At 46.2% G+C, this 26,620-nt stretch carries 24 protein-coding genes and 1 other annotated feature; of the genes, 13 read left to right on the forward strand and 11 right to left on the reverse strand.

All coding sequences use genetic code 11. The annotated features are described in order from the left end of the window. Window positions 1–107: 107 nt before the first annotated feature. Together MAMMFC1_RS13100 and MAMMFC1_RS13105 are read left to right on the forward strand one after the other, a co-directional pair. Window positions 108–659 carry a LemA family protein gene (locus MAMMFC1_RS13100; RefSeq protein WP_126308932.1) on the forward strand — a complete coding sequence of 184 codons (552 nt, stop codon included), beginning with the start codon at window positions 108–110 and terminating at the stop codon, window positions 657–659. Between the two features lie 17 nt (window positions 660–676). Beyond that, entirely contained in the window at window positions 677–1,435 is a 759-nt protein-coding gene (locus tag MAMMFC1_RS13105) for a TPM domain-containing protein (RefSeq protein WP_126310606.1), read from the forward strand. 244 nt (window positions 1,436–1,679) lie between these two features. On the opposite strand, the gene MAMMFC1_RS13110 is transcribed toward MAMMFC1_RS13105, so the two are convergent. Next, window positions 1,680–2,300 (reverse strand): DUF3786 domain-containing protein, encoded by a 621-nt coding sequence (locus MAMMFC1_RS13110; RefSeq protein ID WP_126308933.1) that lies wholly within the window; start codon window positions 2,298–2,300, stop codon window positions 1,680–1,682. 197 nt (window positions 2,301–2,497) lie between these two features. Between MAMMFC1_RS13110 and MAMMFC1_RS13115 the strand changes: the two genes are divergently transcribed. The 6 genes from MAMMFC1_RS13115 (at window position 2,498) to MAMMFC1_RS13140 (ending at window position 8,994) form a co-directional block, all read left to right on the forward strand. Further along, the gene (locus MAMMFC1_RS13115; RefSeq protein WP_126308934.1) at window positions 2,498–2,728 is read left to right on the forward strand and encodes a hypothetical protein; all 231 of its coding nucleotides are present in this window, start codon (window positions 2,498–2,500) and stop codon (window positions 2,726–2,728) included. Window positions 2,729–2,845: 117 nt separating this feature from the next. Next, window positions 2,846–3,349: a peptide-methionine (S)-S-oxide reductase MsrA gene (gene msrA, locus MAMMFC1_RS13120; protein ID WP_126308935.1), complete on the forward strand. Its 504-nt coding sequence runs from the start codon at window positions 2,846–2,848 to the stop codon at window positions 3,347–3,349. Between the two features lie 287 nt (window positions 3,350–3,636). Next, on the forward strand, window positions 3,637–5,112 hold the full coding sequence (locus MAMMFC1_RS13125; protein ID WP_126308936.1) for a hypothetical protein: 1,476 nt from the start codon (window positions 3,637–3,639) through the stop codon (window positions 5,110–5,112). Window positions 5,113–5,131: 19 nt separating this feature from the next. Then, the gene (locus MAMMFC1_RS13130) at window positions 5,132–5,398 is read left to right on the forward strand and encodes a hypothetical protein (protein ID WP_126308937.1); all 267 of its coding nucleotides are present in this window, start codon (window positions 5,132–5,134) and stop codon (window positions 5,396–5,398) included. A gap of 80 nt (window positions 5,399–5,478) precedes the next feature. Then, on the forward strand, window positions 5,479–8,628 hold the full coding sequence (locus MAMMFC1_RS13135) for a calcium-binding protein (RefSeq protein WP_126308938.1): 3,150 nt from the start codon (window positions 5,479–5,481) through the stop codon (window positions 8,626–8,628). Window positions 8,629–8,754: 126 nt separating this feature from the next. Further along, window positions 8,755–8,994 carry a hypothetical protein gene (locus MAMMFC1_RS13140; protein WP_126308939.1) on the forward strand — a complete coding sequence of 80 codons (240 nt, stop codon included), beginning with the start codon at window positions 8,755–8,757 and terminating at the stop codon, window positions 8,992–8,994. A gap of 78 nt (window positions 8,995–9,072) precedes the next feature. Here the strand turns inward: MAMMFC1_RS13140 and MAMMFC1_RS13145 are convergent, their stop codons facing one another. Then, complete coding sequence (locus MAMMFC1_RS13145; RefSeq protein WP_126308940.1) at window positions 9,073–9,546, reverse strand: hypothetical protein; 474 nt, start codon at window positions 9,544–9,546, stop codon at window positions 9,073–9,075. A 1-nt stretch (window position 9,547) separates the two neighbouring features. Then, window positions 9,548–9,826, reverse strand: a complete 279-nt coding sequence (locus MAMMFC1_RS13150) for a hypothetical protein (RefSeq protein ID WP_126308941.1) — start codon at window positions 9,824–9,826, stop codon at window positions 9,548–9,550. Between the two features lie 494 nt (window positions 9,827–10,320). Here MAMMFC1_RS13150 and MAMMFC1_RS13155 point away from each other — a divergent pair, with 494 nt between their 5' ends. Next, window positions 10,321–10,560, forward strand: a complete 240-nt coding sequence (locus MAMMFC1_RS13155; RefSeq protein WP_126308942.1) for a hypothetical protein — start codon at window positions 10,321–10,323, stop codon at window positions 10,558–10,560. Window positions 10,561–10,641: 81 nt separating this feature from the next. Continuing rightward, entirely contained in the window at window positions 10,642–12,834 is a 2,193-nt protein-coding gene (locus MAMMFC1_RS13160; RefSeq protein ID WP_126308943.1) for a DNA topoisomerase III, read from the forward strand. A gap of 26 nt (window positions 12,835–12,860) precedes the next feature. Here the strand turns inward: MAMMFC1_RS13160 and MAMMFC1_RS13165 are convergent, their stop codons facing one another. From MAMMFC1_RS13165 to MAMMFC1_RS13195, 7 genes are all read right to left on the reverse strand, one after another. After that, window positions 12,861–13,418: a Fe-S-containing hydro-lyase gene (locus MAMMFC1_RS13165; protein ID WP_126308944.1), complete on the reverse strand. Its 558-nt coding sequence runs from the start codon at window positions 13,416–13,418 to the stop codon at window positions 12,861–12,863. Between the two features lie 14 nt (window positions 13,419–13,432). Further along, window positions 13,433–14,275 (reverse strand): fumarate hydratase, encoded by an 843-nt coding sequence (locus MAMMFC1_RS13170; RefSeq protein ID WP_126308945.1) that lies wholly within the window; start codon window positions 14,273–14,275, stop codon window positions 13,433–13,435. A gap of 166 nt (window positions 14,276–14,441) precedes the next feature. Further along, window positions 14,442–15,233 (reverse strand): hypothetical protein, encoded by a 792-nt coding sequence (locus MAMMFC1_RS13175; RefSeq protein WP_126308946.1) that lies wholly within the window; start codon window positions 15,231–15,233, stop codon window positions 14,442–14,444. Between the two features lie 101 nt (window positions 15,234–15,334). Continuing rightward, window positions 15,335–16,861, reverse strand: a complete 1,527-nt coding sequence (locus tag MAMMFC1_RS13180) for a sensor histidine kinase (protein ID WP_126308947.1) — start codon at window positions 16,859–16,861, stop codon at window positions 15,335–15,337. 1 nt (window position 16,862) lies between these two features. Further along, window positions 16,863–17,528: a response regulator transcription factor gene (locus MAMMFC1_RS13185; protein WP_126308948.1), complete on the reverse strand. Its 666-nt coding sequence runs from the start codon at window positions 17,526–17,528 to the stop codon at window positions 16,863–16,865. 112 nt (window positions 17,529–17,640) lie between these two features. Further along, window positions 17,641–18,708: a GGDEF domain-containing protein gene (locus MAMMFC1_RS13190; protein WP_158618767.1), complete on the reverse strand. Its 1,068-nt coding sequence runs from the start codon at window positions 18,706–18,708 to the stop codon at window positions 17,641–17,643. Between the two features lie 499 nt (window positions 18,709–19,207). Further along, window positions 19,208–19,654 (reverse strand): hypothetical protein, encoded by a 447-nt coding sequence (locus MAMMFC1_RS13195; RefSeq protein WP_126308950.1) that lies wholly within the window; start codon window positions 19,652–19,654, stop codon window positions 19,208–19,210. A gap of 370 nt (window positions 19,655–20,024) precedes the next feature. Here MAMMFC1_RS13195 and MAMMFC1_RS13200 point away from each other — a divergent pair, with 370 nt between their 5' ends. The 3 genes from MAMMFC1_RS13200 to serA all read left to right on the forward strand — a co-directional run bounded on the left by MAMMFC1_RS13200 (window position 20,025) and on the right by serA (window position 24,594). After that, the gene (locus tag MAMMFC1_RS13200) at window positions 20,025–21,365 is read left to right on the forward strand and encodes a cytochrome ubiquinol oxidase subunit I (RefSeq protein ID WP_126308951.1); all 1,341 of its coding nucleotides are present in this window, start codon (window positions 20,025–20,027) and stop codon (window positions 21,363–21,365) included. Window positions 21,366–21,404: 39 nt separating this feature from the next. Then, window positions 21,405–22,631 carry a cytochrome d ubiquinol oxidase subunit II gene (gene cydB / locus MAMMFC1_RS13205; protein WP_331852774.1) on the forward strand — a complete coding sequence of 409 codons (1,227 nt, stop codon included), beginning with the start codon at window positions 21,405–21,407 and terminating at the stop codon, window positions 22,629–22,631. Between the two features lie 108 nt (window positions 22,632–22,739). After that, window positions 22,740–22,945, forward strand: a binding site (T-box leader). 56 nt (window positions 22,946–23,001) lie between these two features. Continuing rightward, window positions 23,002–24,594: a phosphoglycerate dehydrogenase gene (serA, locus tag MAMMFC1_RS13210; RefSeq protein ID WP_232035449.1), complete on the forward strand. Its 1,593-nt coding sequence runs from the start codon at window positions 23,002–23,004 to the stop codon at window positions 24,592–24,594. Here the strand turns inward: serA and mrdA are convergent, their stop codons facing one another. Further along, a complete protein-coding gene (gene mrdA, locus MAMMFC1_RS13215; RefSeq protein WP_126308953.1) occupies window positions 24,595–26,463 on the reverse strand; it encodes a penicillin-binding protein 2 in 1,869 nt (622 codons plus the stop codon). Between the last annotated feature and the right edge of the window lie 157 nt (window positions 26,464–26,620).

Below are 26,620 nucleotides of genomic sequence, written 5' to 3' on the forward strand. Positions count from 1 at the left end.
ATTAGCGTTATTTGTCGAAAAAACTCTCCGGGATAGTTGTTAACAAGAAAAAACTGATATAATATAAATGAGTTGCGACAATTTAAATACTTTGGGAGGTGCCCTTATTGAAAGGTTGGATTATTGCCGGGATCATTATTGCACTCCTGGCCATAGTAGGTGTCGGCGGGTATAACAATTTAGTCTCTCTTAATGAATCAGTTAACGGCAAGTGGAGCCAAATCGAGAACCAGCTTCAGCGCCGGGCTGATCTAATTCCCAATTTGGTTAATACGGTAAAAGGGTTTGCGGCCCAGGAGCAGCAGGTGATTAAATCCATTACCGATGCCAGGGCCAACCTGGCGGGCGCCCAGGGGCCGGCGGCGAAAGCCCAGGCTGATGCCGAACTTAGCAGTGCGTTAAGCCGGCTGCTGGTGGTTGTGGAAAACTACCCCAATTTGAAATCGGACCAAACATTTAAAGCTCTTATGGATGAGCTTGCGGGGACTGAAAACCGGATTGCGGTAGCCCGCAAAGATTATAATGATGCCGTGCAGGGCTACAATACCAAAATACGTTCTTTTCCCACAAGCCTGTATGCCGGGGCCATGGGATTCGGGGCCAAAGAATATTTTAGGGCCGAAGAAGGTGCAAAAACCGTTCCCGAAGTTAAGTTTTAGCGAGTGGAGGGGCCATGATGAAAAAGTGGCTGACCTGGCTGATACTGGGCGCCTACCTCGCGCTTGCCGCGGTAGCCTTTGCTCAGCCTGATATTCCCCCGGCGCCGGCCAGCAGTATCTACGCGCAGGATTTTGCCGGGGTATTAAGTGGTGAGACCAAGTCACGGATTAACAGTCTTGGCAGTCAATTGGCAGCTAAGACGAAAGCCCAGGTTGTCGTCGTTACGGTTAAGAGCCTGGAGGGGGCGGCGCTTGAGGATTACGCCCTCGGAATATTGCGGCAATGGGGTGTTGGCGACAAGACACTCAACAACGGTGTTGTTATGCTGGTAGCCGTCAGTGACCGCCAGTCCCGGATAGAGGTCGGTTATGGCCTGGAAGGCGCCCTGCCGGATGCTAAAACCGGCAGGATTCAGGACGAATACATGATTCCGCATTTTCAGCGGGGAGATTATGACCAGGGTATTTTAAACGGATACCAGGCTCTTGTCACCGAGACGGCTAAGGAATACAATCTGGAACTGAAGACGGATGCCAAGCCTGTTCCTACGGCTCGAACAGACAGCAGAGAATCCTGGTGGGATACGTTGCCGTGGTGGGCTCAGCTTGCAATGATTGCCGGCGTCTTAGTCCTGTTTATGTTTGACTGGCTGTTCCTGGGCGGCGCGATTACCTTTCTCCTGCTTTCGCTTATCCGCCGGGGAGGCGGCGGTGGAGGAGGAGGCGGTTTTGGCGGCGGTTCCGGCGGCGGCGGCGGTTCCAGCAGAAAATGGTGATTCAATAAAAAATCCCAGGCTGTTCAAAAACGAGCATAGCTAGGCGCACCGGAAGAGCCCGCCGCGCCGCGTACTTGGGGGGTACGCAAGAGCACGTCGCCATAGAGAGTTACTTTATGCGAAAAGTTAGAGTGTAAGTAAAACAACTTGCATACTAACCCGAGCTCTGAGGAGCAACGACGCTAGGCGAAGTTTTTCAACAGCCTGCAATAAAGATAACCGGGGAATAGTTCCCCGGTTATCTTTATTGTTTTAACGCCAGTTGGACCAGTTTGTCCGCAGCCTGACATCCAAGGCCGATAATGCTTTCGATATGCAGGAAATGCTGGATGGAAGGGTCGAAAAGGATAGTGGCGTTGGCGGGAATTTCTTCGTCTCCTTCCCAGATAACAATACACAGAGGGATTTTGGGAAACACCTGGAAGGTGGCGGACACGTCGCCAAAGGCGGCGGGCTTACCGCCCAGAGAGGCAGCACATTTCAGCAAGAGTTCCGGTTGCTGGCCAAAGGCTTTGATTAGACCGCCGATTGCTTCCTTGTGAAACGCAGGGTAAAACAGGATTCCCCCATTCGGTATCTCTTTTAGACTAACCCATTTATTGGCGATTTCTTCTTTGGACTGGAAATAGCTAAGATAATGCAATATCAATATGGCCGCCCCGATTGGGGGAACGCTTCCGTCCGGCTCTTTGCCAATCGTTTCGCTGCCACAGTCTACGATGTAGTTTTCATTGAGAAAGGGTACTATAAACCACTGTTTGCTGCTTACATATTCTACATCCATGCTGGCGGCAATTTCTGCCGGCGTCTTGCTTTTTAGGTCGCGCCAGCCTTTGTTGTAAGCAATACGGTAATTTGTGTCCAAATAAATCCCTCCTAAATTCTTGAGTGCCGGGTAAGCTGTACTTATATTTAACACTATCGGTTATATTAATTACAAGGGTCCGGAACGAAAAATTCTACCGGGTCCGGTTTCAGGCCGGGGCAGAATGTATAAAAACGCGAAGGAGAATAAGAATATTTAGCGAAATAATATTAACAAATAACTTGGAGGTGACACCTATGATTTTTTCGTTTGAGTGCCCATCCTGTAAGAAAACCATTGAAGTTTCCCATCAGGAAATGAAAAAGAACCCGGCGGTTGTAAAATGCCGCCTTTGCGGGGATGCTCCGGCTCCGGATATTATGACGGCCTACCAGAATATAGGAAAAACCATTACCGAACTCTACGGTTGCTGCGAGTGCAGCGAGGACAGCAGCAGGAAGTGGCTGCCGAAAGAAGTGAAATTATAGAAGCGAATATACAGTCATTTTTTGAGAATGAAGATGAGAGACCGTCTTAAAAGCTTTCCAAGCTTTTAAGACGGTCTCCGTACAGTAGCAGAACATAACTTAAAGGGGGAGAGCAGTATGAAAAAGATCTGGCTTGCCGGCGGCTGTTTCTGGGGGGTGGAAGCGTATTTTCAACAGCTTAAAGGGGTTCTTGCCACAATTGTGGGATATGGGCAGGGAAACGTTGAAAATCCTTCCTATCGACAGGTTTGTTCCGGGTTAACCGGTCACACGGAAGTCTGCGAAGTGACTTATGACGAAAGCGTGTTATCGTTGCGCGGGGTATTGGAACATTTCTTCCGCATAATTGATCCAACTGCTTTAAACCGCCAGGGACCTGACCGGGGAACTCAGTACCGGACAGGCGTCTACTTCACGGATGAAGGTGACAGGCAGGTTATGATGGATTATATTGCAGCCATACGGTCACGCTACAGAGAACCTATTGTGGTTGAAGTGGAACCTTTAAGAAATTTCTATCCGGCTGAGGAGTATCACCAGGATTATTTAGGCAAAACACCAGGCGGCTATTGCCACGTTAATTTAAATTTGGCTAGACCGGAGGAACGCAAATTGATTTGAGAAAGGAAAACTGCTTATATTAACTTAATAAGTTTGCCTAATGGAACCCAAATCCTTTTTGTCGGGATGAAAAAGAGCGATAAAAAATGAAGAACGGCTAACGTCTAATTGTTAGTTGTTCTTCATTTTTTATTAAAACATTTAACAATAAGCAGGAAATATTTGATAACGATGAAAAATAATAATATATTTTTTATTTAAGGAATGAAAAAATTCTGATATGGGGTATTACAGCGGATAACATTCAATAATGGCAATTTAAAAGGATTTCTTCAATGGAGATGATTATGATCATAACAGAATCCATGCAAAACTTATTTAACCATTATTTCTGGCGGCTGTTTCAATTTTATTTGCTTGCCAATATTGGCTGGCACCTCTATATTGCAGTGACGCATGATCCAGGGGCATTCTATATCGGTTGGATTATCCCTCTCTTTTTTATCGGACTGTTTGTTCAGTTATTCATCAGTACCGTCCGTCCGAGTCAAGCACGGTATTATTATTGTGTTCTCTTCCTGCTATTCTTCGCCGGTTGGCAAATATGGCTCAGCTATTTAATGCTCAATGAATTGCGGCTTTTTCTGCTTTCTTTGCTGTCTGGTTTCTTAGTATTGCTATATTTGAACCATCGGCGTTTCGGCGTAAAACAAAGGCGAGCATTGCTTAGTTTATTTTCTGCTGTTTTGGTTGCAATACCAGCAAATTACTTGGGATATGAAGTGCTGATATATAAACAGCAACCTGCCTATTCCGAGTGGGCTGAGTTCGCAGAAACTCACCGCGCAATGGGGACGTTCGAGTTTAACTGGTTAAATGAAAGCGCTATTGTGGGCAGGTTTGAAATGCCAAACGAACACAATGATTTGAGTCCTTTAAGAGTATTCGATCTTAACACCGGGCAGCTTACTATTATTGATATTGGGGGTGGTAAAAGTAGTGTTTCAAGGCATGGAAACTGGGTTGGTTATATCCGCCTGATTGATAAGCCTAAGAAATCCGTTCAGTATATACGGCAAGAAATGCCGGATGGACCAAAAGAAATAATGTTGGAGGCCGAATCTTTTGGTCTAGGTTCTTTTCGTTTATTGTCTCCTGACGGTCAAAAAGTATTTTTCCGGGGCAGTTTTAACAAGGGTATTCCGAGTCCGAAAGTCGTCTACTGGCCCTGGGAACAAACGAGCTGGGTAGCGGACATCAAGGTGGCTTGGCTGCCGGATAGCCAAGCCATACTGATAGCGCAGAGAGATGAGAGCACCGGCTATAAATTGCAGTTAAACGTGTACTCACTGGACTTGAAAGTAATCGGCAGCATACCTGTTGGGGAGGAAATTACTCTTATCAAGGACCTGAAAATCAGCCCGGACGGTCAAATGCTCTATGCCCAAACGATGCACCGGTATGATGTCTCCCTGGACTATTATAACCTGCGGGAACCGGAAAAAGGTTGGCGAACGGCGGTCTCTCACCTGGTGCACGACTGGGATGTCGGCGCCGGCGGCAAGCTTGTCTATGCAAACACCCCCTATTCATCAGGTTATTTTGATTTTCTTAATCCAAGAGCTCTGGCAACCAGAGGTATTTGGCTGTTCAATCCCGAGGATGGCAATGTTGTCAGGTTAACCACCCATCCGGATGAACTGCCTAAATTTTCTCCCAGTGGCAACCAAATCGCTTTTAGGCGCCACTATCAGTCTCCGTCCAGCCAGTACGCAATCCCGTCCGATTTAATAATCATCAAGAAAACCGGTTCTTCTAATTAATATCAGGGAGGAAAAGAGAATGGAAATAACCCAGGCGCAACTAATTAAATATGCCAAGATGGCAAGAGCGGCGTATATTGACGGTTCCCAAAAATGTATTGATGAGCTTTCCGCACAGGGATATTATCAAAAAGATGTGATTGATAACCCTGACAACGGGGGTTATGCGCGTATTTTCGAAAGTAATACGGAAGTTATCGTAGCTTTCCAGGGAACTGAGCAATTAATTGACACAGGAGATTGGTGGACACGGGGTGAGAATCAATACAGCGGAATGCATATTTAGAAAATGTCGTTGCAAAAGCGAAGAAGGACGGAAAAAGGGTATCTTTTACAGGGGATAGTTTAGGCGGGTTTCTAGCGCAGATGGCTGCGTTGCAGTTTGAGGCGCCGGCGGTTTGTTTTAATACGACAAAAATTACTACAGAAGGTAAGGAACAAGTTGAAGGATATAAAAAGTTAGACCAAGACAATATTTTAAAATTTGGCAACCAGGATATAAATATCATCAATTATGACGGCGAATTTTTACATAATATACCGGGTGGAGTTGATATCGGGGCAAAAATATATACAATGCCAAATCCTGGTGGAGCAGTGAGCCGGACTTTGGGTGGCGTGGCCCCGACTTTTATATCCATTTATTTGCATGATATTGATTTTATTGTTAATGATCTGGTTACCGGTGTCCATCCGGTAAAAGGGAATATTAATTTGACGTACTATATTAATAATTTATTGGGAACAAATTCCGATATAAAGTATGCCGCCAAACTAATCCCGTATACGGGAACATGGACAACAATTGATAATCCGTATTCACCTATCCCGGCGATTGGGGAAAACCCTGACAGCGACTATCAGATAATTACACAATACAAACCTGATTTTTCTATGCCCAATGGAACTAAGGAGGTTGTTCTTAAACCTTATGCGCTTTTTTCTATTACAAAAGTAAATGCAAGTACGTCGGTTTATCCTGATGGTGTATCATCAGTAAAAAGTTTTGATGTAAATTTCCAGGGAGTGGTAACTAAACTTGATTATTGCGGCACTGATGACAAGGAGAAAATTAGTATTGGCTCTACTAAGGTGGAGGGAATGGAACGTAATAACTGGGATATAGAAATAACTGGCGAAGACAGCTATGAATTTGTAAACTATCGCATTTGGCTGGAGGATGGAGGGCTGGTACCATCGTACTGGAAATTTGTTGGAGCAGGTTATCCGGTTGAGATTAAGTATATATACGAGGACGGTACAGCAAGACCTGACAAAAAAGTATATTTAGATGGTAGTGGGCCGTCAAATCCCCTGACTTTTTCCGAACTGTGTAATTATGATCAAAGTGTAGAGCAGGTAGTAGTACATAATATGCTTGAGGCGTGGGGATATCCGGAAGCGGGTTACCGACAATACCAACCGGATCCCATGACCGTCTATGGGGGTGGGGGTGATGATGAAATAGTGAATAACAGCAATACTAAATGTACATTAAACGGCGGTGACGGCGACGACTATATAGTGGGAGGAACAGCCTCCGATCTTTTGATTGGTGGAAACGGCAATGATGAGATTTTGGATTTTTGCTCTGATACTACAACCCTGGACGGAGGTCTAGGAGATGACTATTTGTCCGGAAAAAATGACGTGTATTTATATGGCGTAAACTATGGTAACGATTATATTATTGACAATAATGGCCTGGTCAAAATGCAGGGAATCAAACTCGATGATCTTTCAAGGTGTAAAATTGATACAGATGGGCTTCCAACTAGCAGACCTATTGTATTATCCCAAACAAAGGAACAACTCGAATACTCCGGTGGACTGACTTTTCAATTGGAAGATGTGACGCTGACCGGGGAAGAATTGATGCGGTATATAGCAACAAAAGGTACGGGCTCCGATGATTATCTTTCAGGCACAATAAGCGATGATCAAATCGAGGGATATAGTGGTGATGATTATCTTGGATATAGTGCCAAAGATTTTTTGGCAGGTATTAGCGGCGGCAGTGATACATTCGACGGTGGCGAAGGTCAAGATATTCTAAGATCCGGTTTTTATAACGACACTTTAATTGGCGGTTCGGGTAATGATTGGATTGTCCTTAACGGTCATCGCTCTACCGTCATGTGGGGTAGGGGCAGTGAGAATGATTTAGTAGAATACTCTAATCAGTTATACACTGACTTAGTACAACTTCTTGGTCAGTACGAAATTAATACTCCGGCCATAGTAAGTCAATTTGGTAATGAGGTGATCGAAAACAAAATTACTTTTGACAAATTGTCGATGAATGATGTGTTCTTTGCTGTAGACGATAATGATTTGATTTTTGAAGTTGTTGACACAAAGGAGATTTTACGTATCAGCGATTGGAAGGACACAAAATATATCTCACTGTTTGAATTTGCAGATGGAACATTGACCGCAGAAGAAATGTCTGCAAGATATGATTTGGTGGAAAAAATGTTAAATATGACGAATCAAAACTCCGATGCTCCGGAAGATAACGTTAATTATTTGGAGGGTTCTTACGGGGATGATTTCGTGCTTGGTTCGCTCGGGAATGATATCATCAACGGATCAGATGGTAAAGACTCGCTGTACGGTGGAACAGGTGATGATTTTGTTGATGGAGGATACGGCAACGATTATGTTGATGGTGAAACGGGAAGCGATTTTATTTTCGGCGGATTGGGAAATGATACTCTCACAGGGGGCGCCGGCAATGACTACCTGGTCAGCGGCGAAGGAGACGACACCATGTATGGCGGTTCCGGCGATGACACTTATGTAGTAGATAATACCGGTGATATTGTAACTGAGGACTCTAACGAGGGCACAGATACAGTACAATCGTCTATTACCTATATGCTGGGAGCCAACGTTGAGAACCTGACATTAGTCGGCACTGATGCAATTAACGGCAGCGGGAATGAACTGGATAATGTGATTACAGGCAATACTGCCAACAACACCTTTAGCGGCGGCGCGGGCAACGATAGCATCAGCGGTGAAGCGGGCAATGACACGTTTTATGGCGGGTACGGCAGTGACAGCCTCTATGGTGGTGACGGCAACGATTATCTCTACGGCGATGACAATAATGATTACCTGGATGGCGGTATCGGCAATGACTACCTGATCGGCGGCAAAGGCAGCGACACCATGTATGGCGGTACCGGCAACGATACACTGACCGGCGGCACCGGCAACGATTTCCTCTGCAACGGTACCGGCGTCGATATCGACGTCTTCCAGGGAACATTCGGCAACGATATAATCGGTGCCGACGCGACCAACAATTTGGACAGAATCGATTTCAGCTCTTTCACCAGTTCATCAGCCTTGGTAGGCATCGGCGGTACTGACAGCGACGATTTGATCATTACGATCGGGACTAATACTGTGACCATTGCTGACTGGAACCAGGGCGGAGGTTATAAGCTCAACACCTTCATTTTCAATGACGGCACTAAGTCAACCAACGGTACAGGCTGGCTGTGACAGAGAGAAAAGAACTTTTGTGTTAACAACCGACATTCTTTTTATATTTTTTACGATTAGTTAACATTTTCACGCTTAAAATATGATACAATAGTAGTAAAAGAATAGAAAGGCCGTGAGGAGAATATGGCGATTTGGCAAGTCCAGTTGGAAAGTAGAGATTTTGATCACTACCGTAAATGGCTTAAGAATCGAGGGTTCGTCTCAGCTGGTTACTTTTCTACAAATGGATTCGATCTAAAAAAAATGAGGAAGTTGGCCCAGGAAGGGAAGGTAGATGCCATGCGATGTGTTTTCGGTAAATCAATCCGGTGGTATTATTCCGAAGAACAAGCGGAACTTGCCCGTCTCAAAGGAGAAGCATAATTGTTGGAGTTTGAAGCCTGCATAATAACATGCAGGCTTTTATTATTATCGCAAAAAAAAAGAGACGCAAAACGTCTCTTAGCGATACATATTTGCTTTTTCGCGGCTGCGCTTAAATCTATCCCATAGGTAACGCCCGGCCATGAAAACTCCCACAACCAAGAGGACGTTAAAGAGCACTCCCATAAGGGAGGCAAACATTCCGGCGTTACCGAAGCCAAGCATACCGCCGAGCAAGCCGCCTAACAGCATACCGCCGCCGAACATTCCCATATTACGCAGAAAACCGCCGGAAGAAGGCTGCTGCTGAGGGGTTTGTGCGGTTTGCGGTGTGGATTGTTTGGCAGCCGGGGCTTTATCCGTATAGCTGCCGGCGGGGGCGGAAGGCTGGTAGCCGCCGTTTGAGGGCGAGGCTTGCTGCGTGGCAGGCGGCTTGCGGGAAGGAGTGGACATTCTAGGCTTGGAACTGCCTACGGCGGCGAAACAAACGGTATTAAAGGCAAAGGCAAACAAAAATGTCAGTACCAAAAGTTTTTTCATGTTATTTTCCATGTTATTCCTCCCTGTAGGTTTTTACATCTTCCGGAAAGGCGTAGATTGCGGCCAGATCGGCAAGTTCTCCCGCTAAATAGCGATCAATATCATGAACATCGATATAAAAGGTGCAGGACACTTCCAGATACCCCTGTTCCTTGCCTTGGCTCAAATCGCGGATTGCCATCAGCCGTTCCCGGAGTTTGAGGCTTTCCGCCTCAGAGGCAGTTACGTTAAGAGTAATTAAAGGGACGCCGTGTTCACGCAGTACATCCTGTAGATTCATTCTTTCCGACATTAATAAACCTCCAATTTTGGATATCTGGATATCTGAATATCTATATGAAATTCAAAAATGATTTTATATAAATCATTTTTGAAAACTATCTATTATCTATTATCTATTATCTATATAGCATAGCTAATTTATCACTCTATAAATATATTATAAAAGTAAAGAAAAGTCAAAGCGTAGTTTGGCCAAAATATGGTTCCGGACGGTTATCTGATCAAATGGTTATGATTTAGATAGAGCAAGATTCGCCAACCTTTGTAAGCCTGCGTTTTAAGTGTTATTTTCCGCTTTGCGAGCATGCTAACAGTAGCGGGTTAGCAGGTTCTAAAAAGGTTTTGCAAAAACAGTATAGAAAATAACAGAATAACCTTAAAGCAGCAGCTATACGGCAGCAGCTATATTAGGAACGCCTCGACGCTGTCGCCTAACCTAATACCCGGATGTCAATCCCTTAATGCGCCATATATAATATAGCAGAGTGGGTGAACTTACAGAGAATGTCGACTAAGAAAATGGGAAGGCGGCCAACACCCAAACCGGTGATTGTCCCCGAACCCGTCATAACGTCCGTCAAACCGGAAAGAGTCGCGCACCTGGCCAGTGAATGCCTGGTTGAGTTGCGGCTTGTTGAGAGTCGCAAGGAGGGGGCGTTTTGGCTGCACGAATATGAAGTCAAAGGTGAGCCCGGCAAAGTGGAAAAATTCCTGGCCCGTTTACGGGATATTGAGATGAGATAAGAAAGGATGATTCAGGTACCCGGATTAATGGATTCATGATATCATATTATATATCTTTGTTTCACTTTGAGGAGAATGGCTATGAATAAACAATTGGTACTGGCTGAAAAACCTTCTGTCGGCAAGGATTTGGCCAGAGTCTTACAGTGCAATAGATCAGGGAACGGCTATTTTGAAGGGGAAAAGTATATTGTTACCTGGGCGTTGGGGCATTTGGTGACATTGGCGGACCCGGAAGCTTATGATGAACGCTACAAGGCCTGGCGGCTGGAAGACCTGCCCATGTTGCCGCCTGATTTGAAGCTGGTGGTGATCAGGCAGACATCCAGGCAGTTTAACGTCGTCAAGGAACTGATGAACCGGCAAAACGTTAATGAGATTGTTATTGCCACCGACGCCGGCCGGGAAGGGGAACTCGTGGCCAGGTGGATATTGGCTAAGGCCCATGTAAATAAACCGGTAAAGCGCTTATGGATATCTTCCGTTACCGACAAGGCCATCAAAGAGGGTTTCAGCAAGTTAAGGCCGGGCAAAGATTATGAAAATCTTTACGCTTCCGCCGTCGCCCGGTCGGAGGCGGATTGGCTGGTGGGGATCAACGCCACCCGGGCCTTAACCTGTAAGTATAATGCCCAACTGTCTTGCGGCAGGGTGCAGACGCCGACTTTAGCTATCATTGCCAGACGGGAGGAAGAGATTCAGAATTTTAAGCCAAGAACTTTCTACGGCATATCCATAGTGGCAGGCGGACTGGCCCTGACCTGGCAGGATGGTAAAACCAAGGACAATAAAACCTTTGACAAAGAGCGCTGTGAAGCAATTGTCGCCAATATAAAAAAAGATCATTCCCAAGTCCGGGTCAGCGGGGTTGAAAAAGCTGCCAAAAAGAGCTTTTCACCGCAATTGTATGATTTGACGGAACTGCAGCGGGATGCCAACAAGATTTTTGGCTATTCGGCCAAGGAAACGCTGGCGATTTTGCAGCGGCTGTATGAAACCCACAAGTTGCTGACATACCCTAGAACCGATTCCCGCTACATCTCCACCGACATTGTGGAGACCCTCAAAGACCGGGTCAACGCCTGCGGCATCGGTTTTTACGCCAAAATGGCGCTAAAGATTGCCAGAAATCCCATTAAAGCAAACAGTCACTTTGTGGACGACAAAAAGGTCTCGGATCATCATGCCATCATTCCCACTGAGCAGTTTGTCAATTTAGGCGCGTTGTCGGATAAGGAAAGAAAAGTCTATGACCTGGTTATAAAACGATTCTTCGCCGCTTTGTATCCTCCTTTTGAGTATGAACAAACTACCATTAGAGCCCAAATCGGCCAGGAGTTCTTTATTGCCCGGGGAAAACGGATCATCGCCCCGGGCTGGCGAGAAGTGTATGACAATCAATTTGAAGATGAGGCCACTGATGGTATTGCCGAGCAGACCTTACCGGTAATCCACCAGGGTGATCTTCTCAGCCTGTCCAAGGTTTCACTGACCACCGGCCAGACCAAACCGCCGCCGCCGTTTAACGAAGCGACGCTGCTGTCGGCCATGGAGAATCCGGTAAAGTACATGGAAAACGAAAGCCAAGCCCTGAAAAAAACCATTGAGGAAACAGGCGGACTGGGGACGGTGGCCACGCGGGCCGATATCATTGAGAAGTTGTTTAGCAGCTTTTCAATTGAGAAAAGGGGTAAGGATATTTTCATCACCGCCAAAGGCAAACAACTCCTGGAACTTGTTCCCGGTGATCTAAAGTCCCCTACCCTCACTGCCCAGTGGGAACAGCGGCTCGGCGCCATCGCTAAAGGATCCTTGAACAAGAATGCCTTTATCAACGAAATGAAGCAGTATGCCAAAACAGTCGTTCACCAGATTAAAAACAGCCAGGAGACCTTCCGGCATGACAATTTGACCCGGAATAAATGTCCCGAATGCGGCAAATACATGCTGGAGGTCAATGGCAAGAAGGGGAAAATGCTCATCTGTCAGGACCGGGAGTGCGGCAGCCGCAAGATGCTTGCCATCACTACCAATGCCCGCTGCCCGAACTGCCATAAAAAGCTGGAACTCAGAGGCGAAGGCGAAGGCCGTATTTTTGTCTGCGGCTGCGGCCATCGCGAAAAGCTTGCCGCGTTCCAGGCCCGCAAAAAGCAGGATGGGGCAACGGCTTCCAAACGGGATGTGGCCGCATATCTCCAAGAACAGAAAAAGTCCGGCGCCGAGCCGATTAACACGGCTCTGGCCGATGCGTTGGCCAAACTTAAGTTAAAATGATGAACTGCCAAGATACAAGATAAATTTTATATTCGCCGGTAGCGTCTCTGTCCTTCTTCATAGTAATTATTTCCTGCCGTGTCAATAGCCACAATTGCCGGGAAGTCCTCAACCGTCAGGGCCGCCACTGCTTCCGGGCCCAGTTCGGGATAGGCCAGGACTTCATATTTTTTAATGGTTTTGGCGATCAGGGCGGCAGCTCCGCCGACGGCGGCAAAGTAAACCGCACCGTGTTTTTTCATGGCTTCCACTACTGCAGCGGACCGTGACCCCTTGCCAATCATCCCTTTGATACCTTGTTCCAGCATCTTCGGGGTATAAGCGTCCATGCGCCCGGAAGTGGTCGGACCGGCGGACCCGATCGGGTCACCCGGTTTAGCCGGGGTAGGCCCTAAATAATATATAATTTGATTATTCCAGTCAATGGGGAGTTTTTCACCCCGTTCCAGCGCTTCCACCATGGCTTTGTGGGCCGCGTCGCGGGCGCTGTAGATAGTTCCCGAGATCAGCACGCTGTCACCGGCTTTTAACCTGCGGGCCTGTTCTTCCGTCAGGGGAGTGGTAATCCGGATCTTTTCAGTCATAGCTCAGCGTCTCCTTACAATTCAATTTCGGCGTGCCGGGTGGCATGACAGGAAATAGTAACGGCAACCGGCAAGCCGGCAATATGGGTCGGGTACCATTCGATATTTACCCCCAGCGCGGTAGTAGTGCCGCCAAGCTGCGGGCCTATGCCGGTTTTATTGATCAAAGTGAGCAATTCTTCTTCCAGTTGAGCATACGCCGGATGTTCATTGCGTTTGGTGATGGGGCGGAGCAGCGCCTGTTTCGATAATACGGCCGCTTTGTCCATAGTTCCGCCGATGCCGATACCCACTACTATCGGCGGACAGGGGTTTTCACCGGCATGCAGGATGATTTCCAGTACGGCTTTTTTTACACCTTCCACGCCGTCAGCCGGCACAAGCATCTTTACGCCGCCCTTATTTTCACTGCCAAAGCCTTTCGCCGCCAGTTTAATCTTTACTTTATCGCCGGGTACAATGGAAGTATACAGCACCGCCGGGGTGTTATCGCCGGTATTTTTCCGGTTAAATAAAGGTTCCCCGACAACGGATTTGCGAAGATAACCTTCTATGTATCCCTGGGCAATGCCTCGATTGACTGCTTCGGCCAGATTGCCGCCAATAAAATGAACATCCTGCCCGATTTCCATAAAGACAATAGCCATGCCTGTGTCCTGGCACATGGGACGGTCCTCATTCCGGGCAATATCGGCATTTTTAACAATTTGACCGAGAATGTCCCTTCCCAGCGGAGATTCTTCGGTTTGTTGTCCTCTGGCCAGGGCGTCGTAAATGTCTTTCGGTAAATAATAGGCCACATCCATACACATTTTTGCCAAAACCTGCGTAATTTGCTCAACATCAATTGGGCGCACTTCCATTCCTCCTCCGTCAACCTTGCTTGTTATTATATCAAATTAATTTTCCGCGGGCAAAACCCCCTTTTTTATAGAAAAAAACCTTCAGAATCTGACTCTGAAGGTTTTTCTTTAATATAGGCAGTAAGGTAGGCAGTGCAAATTAATGGGGGAAATAGGGATGTTATTGTTTTGATGTATCAGGTTTTACATCACCTTTAGGATGGTGATGATGCGGGGGACGAATGGCTTCGGCTACCGCTTTGGCCTGTTCTGCCGATAAGTCGGCGGCTTTGGCCAGTTCGTTGGTCAGGTCGGGGTGGTTCTGTTTTTTCTGTTCCATAAACGCCTTGCGTTCTTCCGGGCTCAAATTTTTAATTTTTTCCCTGTCGGCTTTATGCTGCTCAAAGTCGGCTTTATGTTGTTCAAATTTTTGGCGTAAGAAAGCCTGAACTTTGTCCGACTGATCTTTGGTGATGGTTCCTGCCGCCACTAATTGGTTCAGTTGGTTAGTTAAGTGTTGTTCCATGGCTTGGGGATCAAATTTCGGGCGCAGGGCATCTGCCACCGCTTTGGCCTGCTCTTCCGAAATTCCCGTAGCTTTCGCCAGTTCCCCGGTCAAATCAGGATGGTTTTGTTTCTTTTGTTCCATAAACGCCTTGCGTTCTTCCGGAGTCATGTTTTTCATTTTTTCTCTGGCTGCTTTTCCCTGCTCCAGTTTCTGGGCGAAAAAATTCTCAATTGCAGTGGACTGTTCTTTGGTTATCACACCGTCATTTACTAATTTGTTAAGTTTGTCGGCCATATGCTGTTTCATATCCGCAGGTGACTTCCCGGGGTGTTGCTGCGCACTGTAGTTTGATCCCGGCGCCGGGGCCGCTTTCGTGTCATAAGCCAAAGCAGCCCCTCCGAGTGCAACTGCCACGCAGCCGATAGCCAGTCCGCTTATAATTTTTTTTGTCAGGTCATTTTTCATTTTATTCCCTCCTAAATTTAAATTGGAACTAAATTGGTTTTTTCAATTCTTTATTATGGAGGAGAATTGTTACGCTCTTGTTACAAATACTTATAGATTCGTTATAGATTGGGTTTGGTCAGATCGAACCAAAAGGTCACGCCATCCAAGACGTTTTCGGCGCCGTAGGCATTGCCGTGCATATCCTGAATCGCGCGGACAATAGACAAACCAAGCCCATATCGGCCATGGTTCCTGGTCCTGGCCTGGTCTACCTTATAAAAACTGGTCCAAATTTTAGTAAGGCTTTCCGACGGTATATGATTTCCTGTATTATAAACATATACCCTTATATGATCACCTATGTCTGCTGCCGATATTTTTATCATTTTTGCGTAGCCAGCGTGGTCAATTGCGTTGTTGAAGAGATTTACCACCACTTGTTCAATACGCAATACGTCGCCGTTTACAGTCAGATCCGGCTCTATTTCTGTTTCCAGTAAAATTTCTTTTTCCTGCAACAGGGTCTGATACTTTTGAATAATGTCATGTAAGAATATGGAAAGATTGAAGTCGGTGCGGTAAAGGTCATATGTGCCTGATTCAATCTGAGACAGATTAAGTAAATCCTTTACCAGTCTATCCATTTTATCGGCTTCGTCAATAATTACCGAGCAGTAATAATTTCTGTTCTCTTCATCCCGGGCAATGTTTTCTTTCAGTCCTTCGGCATAACCCAGGATTAATGCCAGGGGAGTCTTAAGCTCATGGGATACGTTGGAAACGAATTCCTTCCGCATTTTATCAAGCTTGCGCTCTTTTTCCATATCGGCCATTAGTTGCCGATTCTTCTTGTTGAGTTCCGATATGGCTGTATCCAGTTGGTCGGATAAATTATTGATGCTGTTGCCAAGTTCGCCGATCTCATCGCCCCGGGCAATGGTGCATTTCTGGGAAAAGTCAAGCTGTGACATATGTTGGGCAATTTGATTCAATTCCAGTATCGGAGTAGTAAATTTTCGGGCAAAGACATACGCCCAGGCTCCGCCGGCCAACAGGGACAGCAAACCGGTAAAGAGCATAAACTGCCCGGCAACCGTGGCGCTCTCCGATACAGGCGCCAATGGCTGCCGGATAAGGAGAAAATCCTGGTTATTCAGACGATAGCCCAGAACCATAAAGTCAATCTTAACTTGACGGTCTTGCTGCATTTCCAATATTGAATTGTTGTTAATATATTCCCTGCTTTTTAAGATAGTAGAGGGTGGGCCCAGCATCGGCGGCGCCGATATCCCATTTTGGTCGGACAATCCGTTTGCAGCGGAAAATTGCGGCGGTGAGAGCCGCTCGAATCTTTTTTGGCTGATAATACGACCGAAAGAACTGTATTTTACAAAACCATTTTCCTCTACTATTATGAGAACTGCGCCGAGAGTATTTCCTAATCTTTCCAGTTCCAGGGATATTTCTTCCGGGTCGCCCCGGTATATATCATCAAACATTTTGGCACTGCCGATCAAACTTGCTTTTTTTTGCCACACATAGAATTTTTCCAGTCCAAGAATGGTGAGTCCCCACGACATTAAGACAAAAGACAGGACAATAGCGCTGATTCCTATGAATAATTTGGTGCGAATTGATGTTTTCATTTTATTTTTCCGCCTCAAACCGGTAGCCAAAGCCCCGGATTGTCTGGATGAGATTACCTTTGTCGCCAAGTTTTGTTCTTAGCCTGTTAATATGGGTGTCAACAGTCCTTAAGTCGCCAAAGTAGTCGTAGTTCCAAACATGATCCAGAATTTGCTGGCGGCTTAATGCATTTCCCTTATTTTCCGCCAGGTAAGTCAGCAGTTCGTACTCCTTGGGGCTTAATTCCAATGAAAGGCCGTCCATTAGTACTTGTCTGGCAGCAGTGTCAATTTCCAGACCGCCGTACAAGGTGGACTTATCTCTTTCCACCCGGCGAAAAAGGGCATTGACTCTGGCTGCCAATACTTTGGGACTAAAAGGTTTGGTAATATACTCGTCGGCGCCGATTTCAAAACTGAAAAGCTGGTCCACTTCTTCGCTTTTGGCTGTAAGCATAATGACGGGGACGTTGCTTTTTTTCCTAATTTCCCGGCATACGGTCCACCCGTCATACTCCGGCATCATCACATCGAGAATGACCAGATCAACTTCCTTATTGGAAATTATCTCAAGAGCTGCTTTGCCGTTATCGGCTTCCAGAATGTTGTATCCTTCCCGCATGAGAAAATCCGCCACCAGTTTTCTCATGCGCAGTTCATCATCAGCAATCAGTACTGTTTTTTTCACCGAATGTTTCTCCTTGCTATTGCTATATTTTTAGTTCCCTACAATTTTAAGGATAAATTGTATATTATGATAAGTCAATGGTTATCATTAGTCATTCAATTATTTACTAATACTATTTGCTGACACAGTTCCGCCCTTTCTTTTTCGCGCGATACAGGGCATTATCAGCCGATTTGATGACCTGGTCAGGGGTTTTGTTTTTTTTGTTTTTTTCCGCAAGTCCAATACTGATTGTAACAAAGAGCTGTTTGGCGGCACACTTTTTCTTTTTGTCTTTATTTTGAGGAGTAAAGCCGGTTTGGGCGATTTTCTCTCTTAAATCTTCCAGACAAGAAACAGCCTCATTGGCACTTTTCCCAGGAAATACAACGGTGAACTCTTCGCCGCCGTAACGGAAAGGTTTACCGCCGCCGCCGACATTTTGCATCACTGAGGCGACAAGTTTTAGTACATCGTCTCCCACATCGTGCCCATATGTATCATTAAACTTTTTAAAAAAGTCAATATCAAGCATGGCAATCACATAGTTTCCGCTCAGCTTCAACAGTTCTTCTCTCAAAGCGCGCCGACCGGGGATACCCGTGAGCTCATCCAGGTAAGCCATGGAATAGGAATCCTGCAAGATAGTGATTATCAGGATAATACCGGATGCCGAAAAGAATACGGGAATGGCGGCTGGAATACTCCTGAAATGGAGAGCCGCGGCCGAAGCCAAAAGAACACACAGCAAGGCATTATAAAGATGAGATGCATTATTGAATTGTTTTATTATCAGTAAAAGACCGGTAAAGGCAATAAGAATTACCGATATTTGCGGCAGGTTGAGAAAGTCGGTAAATAAGGCGTGATTAAATGGCAATAGCATTTGGCTGACGGGAGCAATAAGATCTAAATCCCGCGTGACAACAATTAGGGCGATATAAAAGAACTGCAGAAAAATGAATCCAAAACTCAATAGACCCCAGGCGCTAAAAATACCGCGTTCTTTAAGCCGGGAAAAAAAGAGGATGTTAACCGGAATCAGGACACTGATGAGCGAGAACACGGTATTGTAGTAAAATTGCTTGTCTAACCCCGCCGGTGTAAAACCGGTAAGGACATATTGGCTAATTCCCAGGATAGTGATGACAAAGAATACCCGGCTGCGATTAAACCGCCAACTGAGTATCAATCCTGCCAAAAAAATAATGTATGACAAATTTTCCAGGATGGCGGATAAGGAGGCGGGTATTGCCGCAGTTCGCGAAAACAGAAAGCATGTGAGCAGCAACAGCCCTATTGGTAAGGTAGTCAACGCGGATAATGTTTTTGCGAACATATAAACTAAGTCCTTTCCATATCAATTAACAAACAAACCAGCTAACTAATATAACTACAGATAAACTTATTGTAATGGCGAATAATAGCAAATGACACTATATTATCAAAAATATGTAGAATTATGTCTAATTAATTATAACAAATCGGCATTATTTTTTTCAATGCATACATGATGGCTTGATGTAAAGAAAGCTTGACATTAAAATTTATTAGTTGTATTTTAGCTAAAAAGCAATAAGGCTTCCGTTAACGGAAGCCTTATTGCTTTTTAAATTTTTAATATTGATAAAAAATACCGGACCTTCATTAATGAACGTCCGGTATTTTTTATCAATGTAAATGTGTAAAGCGAATATCCACTAAATGCGAATATCCACAACAGCGGAAACACCAACCCCATTAACCCGAGAAAAATTAAGCGGGTTTTCGCTGTCGATGGGGACGAGAGCCTTTACGCGAAGTCCGCTAAAATCACCCTCAATTTGAAGAACTGCCTTGGTTCTGTCAACTAAGTCCTGATCCCCGGTTACTTGCGCAGCCCCAATATGTCCACTGGAACCAACGGAAATGATGGGTACCACTTTAGTGGCATAATCGGTAGCTGCTCCTTGCTTCGCCATCAACGAATTAATAAAATTGTTCAAAGGTTTGGCGATGCGGTCAACTACAAATCCTACTCCACCGACTTTGAATATATCCCCAAGACCAATGGCCTGGGTAACCGAAGGGAAAATGGCCACTGACAGGACGGAAAAAATAAGGGACAAAGTTACAATAGTTTTCTTACATTGCAAAATACGGCGCATAAATTTGCTCCTTTGCTAATATTTTACATTGCTACATTGTAATTGTAACATAAGACAAGGAGAAAGAAAATAGGCTATAAGATAGATTTATGTCAATGGATTTATTTTCCCAATAAGGAGTCAGCCTCGGTTATTCACATAAATTGACGGGAGGGGGTAAATACTACTATTTAGCGATTATGAACTTGCTGGTTGGGCACAGGACGGACAACTCGTTTGTGACACTATATAACTTTGCCCCCAAAATGCTAATCTTCCAGCTATCGGACGCTGATAAGCCGTTTGTCCTGGCGGTGAACCGATTGAACCTGCGCCGTAGTGGCCGGCAGAGTCTTACGTTATAGCGGAATCTGCTGTTTTGAGGGAGAGAATGGATAACACGGCCTTAACCTTAGCACGCTGGCAATTTGGCATAACTCTCACCTATCACTTCTGGTTTGTCGCCCTTACCTTAGGGTTGTCTATCTTAATAGCCTGCATGGAGACTTGCTATGTCCGCTCCGGCAATCGGAATTATAAAGCCATGGCCAAGTTTTGGGGCAAGCTGTTTGTAGTCAATTATGCCGTGGGTATTATGACCGGTCTGGTGAATGAGTTCCAGTTCGGCATGAACTGGTCGGAATATTCCCGGTTTGCCGGCAGTATATTTGGTTCGCCGCTGGCCTTTGAGGCCCTGACCGCGTTTTTTGTGGAATCAATAGCAATCGGCATATGGGTCTATGGCTGGGATAAGACTTCTAAACGAGTTCATCTGCTGGCTGTCTGGCTGGTGGCGTTGGCAGCCAATTATTCGGCTTTCTGGATTCTGGCAGCCAATTCTTTCATGCAGCATCCTGTCGGTTACACACTCCGGAACGGGCGGCTGGAATTAAATGATCTCACAGCTCTCATATTCAATCCGTATCTCTTTTACCAGTATTCTCACACTGTCCTGTCCGGTCTGGTGACAGCCGGCTTTTTTCTGATGGCGGTCAGCGCTTATTATTTGCTGAAGCAAAGATGGCTGGATTTGTTCCAGCCTTCCTTCAAAATAGGAATGATCTGCGCCGTGGTCGCTACCGTCCTGGTGATTGTTACCGGGCATTTTTATAATCAATACCTCGCCGCCGTGCAGCCGATGAAGCTGGCAGCTACCGAAGCCATCTGGAATACCACAGAAAGGGCGCCTTTGGTTGTTGCCGCCGTCGTTGATGAAGACCGGCAAAACAATTTCCTCCAGGTGGTGGCGCCGGGGCTGCTGTCTTTGCTGGCTTATAATAGTCTGAATACTCCCGTCAAGGGAATGAAGGATTTACAGGACGAGTATACAGCAGCCTATGGCCCCGGGTACTACATTCCGGCTGTCACTGTGTTGTTCTGGAGTTTTCGGGTTATGGTCGTCAGCGGGTTTTGGCTGTTGTTCATTGCCGTACTTTGTCTTTGGTACTGGAAAACCAATGGCATTGTGGCTTGTCCTGTACTGCTGAAAGCCGTCATTTGGAGTTTGCCGCTGCCGTATCTCGCCACTGCCGCCGGGTGGCTTGTAGCTGAGATGGGGCGGCAGCCCTGGCTTGTTTACAACCTGCAGCTCACTGCAAAGGGCGTTTCGAAAATTGTGCCCGCGGTGAGTCTCTGGGCTTCCTTGCTTGGGTATGTCGCCGTCTATGGGCTGGTGGCGGCAGCCGCCTTATACGTCGGACGAAAAATTATTGTGGCCGGGCCTGATGATTAGCCGGCAACTATAGCTTTTGGCAAAGGTGTAATTATGGATTTGAATACAATATGTTTTATTTTATTTGGCGTGCTGTTTACCGGTTTTTTAGTATTGGAAGGGTTCGGCTACGGTGTCGGCGCGCTGTTGCCGTTCCTGGGGAAAACAGACGGCGAGCGGCAGGCGATGATCAAAACCCTGGCGCCGGTTTGGGAGGGGAACCAGGTATGGCTGATCACCGCCGGCGCGGTGTTGTTCGCCGGTTTCCCCAACGCTTACGCCACCTTCTTCAGCGGATTGTATCTGGCGCTGTTTCTCATATTGACCTCACTGATTCTGCGCGGCGTGGCTTTTGAATTTCGCGACAAAGAGAATAGCCGGACATGGCGTCGTTTTTGGGACTGGTCCATGTTTGCCGGCAGCCTGATTCCCGCCTTGCTGTGGGGCGTGGCTATCGCCAGCCTGCCGCAAGGGCTGCCAATTGACGCCGACATGCAGTACGCCGGCGGCTTTCTGGACTTGCTGAGCCCATATACATTAACGGGTGGTTTGGCCTTTGTGCTCTTGTTTGTATTGCAGGGAGCGGCCTACCTGACTGTAAAACTGGCAGGGCCTCTTGCTTGCCGGGCCAAACGAACCGGGCTCCGGCTAGGGAAATATACACTGGCGGTTTCCTCGCTGTTTGCCGTTCTAACCTTTGTCTATACTGATTTGATGGATAAGCTGCCTGTATGGGGGCTGTTGCCGGCAACGGTAATGGCAATATTCATGATTAAGCACTATCTGCAGGATGAGCGTTATATGGGAAGCTTTATTTTCAGCAGCCTGGCCATTATCGCGCTGACTATGGCTGTATTTACCGGCCTGTTCCCGCGGATCATGGTATCAAGCCTTAATCCGGTGTGGAGTCTCGATATATATAACTCGGCTTCCAATCCGTTAACGTTAAAAATCATGAGTATTACGCTGGCCCTGATGCTCCCGGCTGTTGTGGCCTATGAAGCCTGGAAGTATAGTATTTTCCGGCAAAGGATCAGCGTGGCGGCAATTGAATTTGCTGCCTATGCAAAATTGCTGGCGCAGATGAATCAGGATTTGATGAATTCGATAAAGCGCGGCTACTGTTTTGTTGATGTGCTTGATAAGATTATCCATGCTTTCAGAAGCGAAGACGGCAGCATTATCAAAAAACTAAGGTACAGGCATCGCGAAATGTTGTTTGGCAAGTCCCGGCCGCAACGGGGTCACGAAGAAATTACCGGCAATGATGCTGAGAGCAAAGAGTGAGCCGAAAATTCGGCGGGGTTTAATAAAATTTAACATGATTGTCTGGGCGAAATGAATTGACAGATGTCCGGACCCATAGTACAATTGATCATGAATCACATACATTGATGAAACGCTTTGATGAAGAACAGTAAACAGGGGAAGGGTTCAGAGAGCCAGTGGATGGTGTGAATTGGCGCCTAACTTGTTGAATCCGCTTCGGAGCAGACAGGGAAATAACTTGTTCCGGTTTGATACCGTTATCATCGGTGAGGTCATATTATCATATGACAAAATAAGGTGGCACCACGTGAGAACCTACTCCCGTCCTTGGCGAAGCACAGGAACGGGAGCTTTATTATTTTCCAAAAATGGAGTGGAGGGAAGGGGAATGAATATGAAAATTTTAGTTGCAGAAACCATTTCCGAAAAAGGAATTGAAAAATTGATTGATTCAGGAGCCACCGTGGATGTTAACACTAAGCTCTCACGGGAACAATTACTGGAAATCATCGGCGATTACGACGCAATCATTGTTCGCAGTGCAACCAAGGTCAATGAAGAACTTTATCAAAAGGCCGCCAAATTGCAAGTAGTGGGACGCGCGGGCAACGGGGTGGACAATATTGAAATGGAGGGCGCGACCAAGCGGGGTATCATTGTGGTAAATACACCGGAATCCAATGTGGTATCGGCAGCGGAGCATACAATCGGATTATTGCTGGCGTCCTGCCGGAATATTCCCCAGGCTCACGCCAGACTCCAGGAGCGGGTTTGGGACCGGTCGAATTTAAAAGGAGTTGAACTTTTGAATAAAACCCTGGGGATTGTGGGATTGGGCCGCATCGGCTCTTTAGTGGCCACGCGTTTAAAAGCTTTTGGCATGAATATTATTGCTTATGATCCCTATATCAATGAAGCCCGCTTTAAAAGATTTGGGGTAGAGAAAAAAGAAACGCTGGAAGATTTGGTGAGAGAAGCGGATTTCATTACCGTTCATACTCCGAAAACAGAAGAAACCATGGGGATGATCGGCAAAGAGCAATTTAAAGTTGCTAAAAAAGGCGTCCGGGTCGTGAACTGTGCCCGGGGTGGAATTATTGATGAACAAGCTTTGGAAGAGGCCCTGAAAGAAAAAATTGTTGCCAGTGCGGGGATTGATGTTTTAGTGAATGAACCTAATCCTACGTCGCCGTTGTTGGATTTTAATAACGTTGTCCTTACACCGCACTTGGGGGCAGATACGGTAGAAGCCCAGGACAATGTGGGCTTGACGGTAGCTGAGGAAGTCATCAGCGCGCTCAAGGGAGAAATGGTGGCCAATGCCGTCAATTTACCCACCATCCAGAGCCAGGACGTGGAAGTATTAAAAGTATACCTGTGGCTTGGCGAAACAATGGGCAAAATATATTACCAGTTGGAAAAGGAAAAGGAAGCTGTCGAAAGAGTAGAGATCATGTATAACGGTGAAGTCGTTAATCTTGAAACGTCGATGATTACGTTAGCCATACTTAAAGGCATATTTGAGCCGGTGCTAAAAGAAAAAGTCAATTATGTCAATGCCAGCTTGACTGCCAAAAGCAGAGGGGTAGTTGTAGCCGAAAGTGAGGAAACAGCGGTAGACAATTACTTGAATTTGATCCAAGTCAAAATTGTGTCTAAAAATAAAGAGTTTAGCGTTAGCGGTACCATATTCGGAAAAGGGGAAGCACGTATTGTTGAACTCAACGGCTATGAATTGGACGTTGACCCCACCCCTTACATGCTCATGGTGGAAAACATTGATAAACCTGGCGTGGTTGGCCAAGTCGGGACTTTGCTGGGGGTCGGCAGAGTAAATATCGCAACCATGCAACTCGGCCGGATTTCTACCGACAATCGGGCGATGATGGTACTTTCCGTTGACTCGGAAATATCAAAAGAAACGTTGCAATTTATTGGTAATGTGGAAGGTGTGGAAAAAGTACGGCTGGTTAAAATATAGTTATTGCGCCTGTTTTGGCTGAACAGTATTTGCGGCTGCTTTGGCTGCTTCTTGTTCAACATAAAGGTCCGCCGCGTCTTTATGCGGCGGTAAATTAAACGCAGCTTCCAAAATCTTTCTGATAATGGGGGCTGCTGAGTCGGAACCATAGCCGCCTTGCTCTACAACCACGGCCACGGCAATGGTCGGATTGTCATAGGGGGCATAAGCCACAAACCAGCCGTGATCATCGCCATGGGGGTTTTCGGCCGTACTTGTTTTACCGGCGATCGGTATAGGAAGCCCTTCAAATACATATCCTGCTGTGCCGTCCGACGTAGCGACATCCCGTAAACCGGACCGGATGGCAGCAAGGTTTTTGTCGGCTAGTTTCAGATAGCTGAGTTCCTCTGGTCCAAAGGTTTTTACCGTTACTCCTTCCGGCGAAACAATCTTACTTACCAAATAAGGGCGGTAACGGTGACCGCCATTGGCTATTTGACTTATAACTGAGCACATTTGGAGAGGCGTGGCCAGTTGGAACCCCTGTCCGATGGCGGCATCAAATGTCTCGGACAGATACCATTCCTCGCCATAAACCTTTTCTTTGTATTTTCGATTGGCAACCAGGCCTTCATCCTCGGCAGGCAAGTTGACGCCTGTGGGCGATCCCAGGCCGAATGCCCGGGCGTACTTTTCCAGATTATCAATACCCAGGCGGTTACCCATCTCGTAAAAGTACACATTATCGGATTTTGCCAGTGCCGTTTGAAAATCAATCCACCCTAAGGCAACGCCATGGGAGTTGGTTTTGGGTATTATCCAGTGCCGGCCGGTATCCAGGATTTTTTCCTCCGGAGTTACTTTACCCATCTCCAGTGCCGCCGCGCCGGTAACTATTTTAAACGCCGAGCCTGGGGGGTACGCCGCGTTAATAACCCTGTTCTGCATTGGATTAAATGGGTTATCATTGATTATTTTCCAGTCCTTAGCCGATATGCCGCCATTAAATAAATTCGGATTAAAAGTCGGACGACTGACCATGGCCAGTATTTCTCCTGTCTGCGGGTTCATAACGACGGCGGCGGCAGCTTTGGCATTCGGGTTGCCGAACTGCGTCTGCAGATACAGCAGACGGTCATCCATCGCTTTTTCGGCTGCTTTCTGTATCTTAGCATCTATGGTTAATACCAAACTATTCCCCAGCACAGGCTCTTTCTTTCCGAGCATTTGCACAGGCTTTCCGTCAACGTTAACTTCTATCTGGCTGCCGCCGTTAATACCCCGGATTTCCTTGTCGTAGACCTTTTCCAGACCAGACTTACCGACCAGATCGCCGGCTTTATAGCCTGCGGCCTTCATGGTTTCCAACTCGGCATCGCTGATTTCACCAACGTAGCCAAAGAAATGGGCCCCTAATTCATTATTTATATAATTTCTAACTGCTTGGACGTTTAAGACGACTCCCGGGAGTTCATTGCGACGTTCCTCAATCATGGTTATGATTTCAGGACCAACATCGTTCTTTATTTGGATTGGCTCCAGCGGGTTATCTTGCTGCGCTATTTTCTTCCGGATATCATCCGGATTCATACCTAAAATACCGGCAAGCTTGACGAGTACATCATCGGCTATTGGTCCGGAGATCGGGACTAAAGCCACTGAAAACCCCGGGCGGTTTGTAACAAGCAAAACTCCATTGCGATCATAGAAAGCACCACGGGGGGCTGTGATCGTCATAAGCCGGATTCTATTCTTGTCTGCCTGAAGTGCAAAATCTTTGCCGTGAATGATTTGCAAAAATCCCAATCTGCTTGTAAGGATAATAAAAATTAATATGATTATAAATGCCAGAATATCAACCCGGCTATTAGACTCGTTCGTCGTCATGTTACCCTCTTTTCCTCGTTGCTATGTGATTATTCGCTTCTATCATCTATCATTCATCTATCATTCATTTATCATTGTATCCTTATTTGTAAATTTCGTATATACCTCTAAGCATGAAAAAATATGAAAAGTAGAAAAAAAGAATGATTGCCAAATC

It is taken from the genome of Methylomusa anaerophila (genome assembly GCF_003966895.1).
Classification (GTDB): domain Bacteria; phylum Bacillota; class Negativicutes; order Sporomusales; family Sporomusaceae; genus Methylomusa; species Methylomusa anaerophila.

What these genes read in the sequence shown, in the direction of transcription:
- MAMMFC1_RS13105 (WP_126310606.1), top strand. Translation starts at nt 677, where the DNA reads ATGAAAAAGTGGCTGACCTGGCTGATACTGGGCGCCTACCTCGCGCTT.
- MAMMFC1_RS13115 (WP_126308934.1), top strand. Translation starts at nt 2,498, where the DNA reads ATGATTTTTTCGTTTGAGTGCCCATCCTGTAAGAAAACCATTGAAGTT.
- msrA (WP_126308935.1), top strand. Translation starts at nt 2,846, where the DNA reads ATGAAAAAGATCTGGCTTGCCGGCGGCTGTTTCTGGGGGGTGGAAGCG.
- MAMMFC1_RS13125 (WP_126308936.1), top strand. Translation starts at nt 3,637, where the DNA reads ATGATCATAACAGAATCCATGCAAAACTTATTTAACCATTATTTCTGG.
- MAMMFC1_RS13130 (WP_126308937.1), top strand. Translation starts at nt 5,132, where the DNA reads ATGGAAATAACCCAGGCGCAACTAATTAAATATGCCAAGATGGCAAGA.
- MAMMFC1_RS13135 (WP_126308938.1), top strand. Translation starts at nt 5,479, where the DNA reads ATGGCTGCGTTGCAGTTTGAGGCGCCGGCGGTTTGTTTTAATACGACA.
- MAMMFC1_RS13140 (WP_126308939.1), top strand. Translation starts at nt 8,755, where the DNA reads ATGGCGATTTGGCAAGTCCAGTTGGAAAGTAGAGATTTTGATCACTAC.
- MAMMFC1_RS13145 (WP_126308940.1), bottom strand. Translation starts at nt 9,546, where the DNA reads ATGGAAAATAACATGAAAAAACTTTTGGTACTGACATTTTTGTTTGCC.
- MAMMFC1_RS13150 (WP_126308941.1), bottom strand. Translation starts at nt 9,826, where the DNA reads ATGTCGGAAAGAATGAATCTACAGGATGTACTGCGTGAACACGGCGTC.
- MAMMFC1_RS13155 (WP_126308942.1), top strand. Translation starts at nt 10,321, where the DNA reads ATGTCGACTAAGAAAATGGGAAGGCGGCCAACACCCAAACCGGTGATT.
- MAMMFC1_RS13160 (WP_126308943.1), top strand. Translation starts at nt 10,642, where the DNA reads ATGAATAAACAATTGGTACTGGCTGAAAAACCTTCTGTCGGCAAGGAT.
- MAMMFC1_RS13165 (WP_126308944.1), bottom strand. Translation starts at nt 13,418, where the DNA reads ATGACTGAAAAGATCCGGATTACCACTCCCCTGACGGAAGAACAGGCC.
- MAMMFC1_RS13175 (WP_126308946.1), bottom strand. Translation starts at nt 15,233, where the DNA reads ATGAAAAATGACCTGACAAAAAAAATTATAAGCGGACTGGCTATCGGC.
- MAMMFC1_RS13180 (WP_126308947.1), bottom strand. Translation starts at nt 16,861, where the DNA reads ATGAAAACATCAATTCGCACCAAATTATTCATAGGAATCAGCGCTATT.
- MAMMFC1_RS13195 (WP_126308950.1), bottom strand. Translation starts at nt 19,654, where the DNA reads ATGCGCCGTATTTTGCAATGTAAGAAAACTATTGTAACTTTGTCCCTT.
- MAMMFC1_RS13200 (WP_126308951.1), top strand. Translation starts at nt 20,025, where the DNA reads ATGGATAACACGGCCTTAACCTTAGCACGCTGGCAATTTGGCATAACT.
- serA (WP_232035449.1), top strand. Translation starts at nt 23,002, where the DNA reads ATGAATATGAAAATTTTAGTTGCAGAAACCATTTCCGAAAAAGGAATT.
- mrdA (WP_126308953.1), bottom strand. Translation starts at nt 26,463, where the DNA reads ATGACGACGAACGAGTCTAATAGCCGGGTTGATATTCTGGCATTTATA.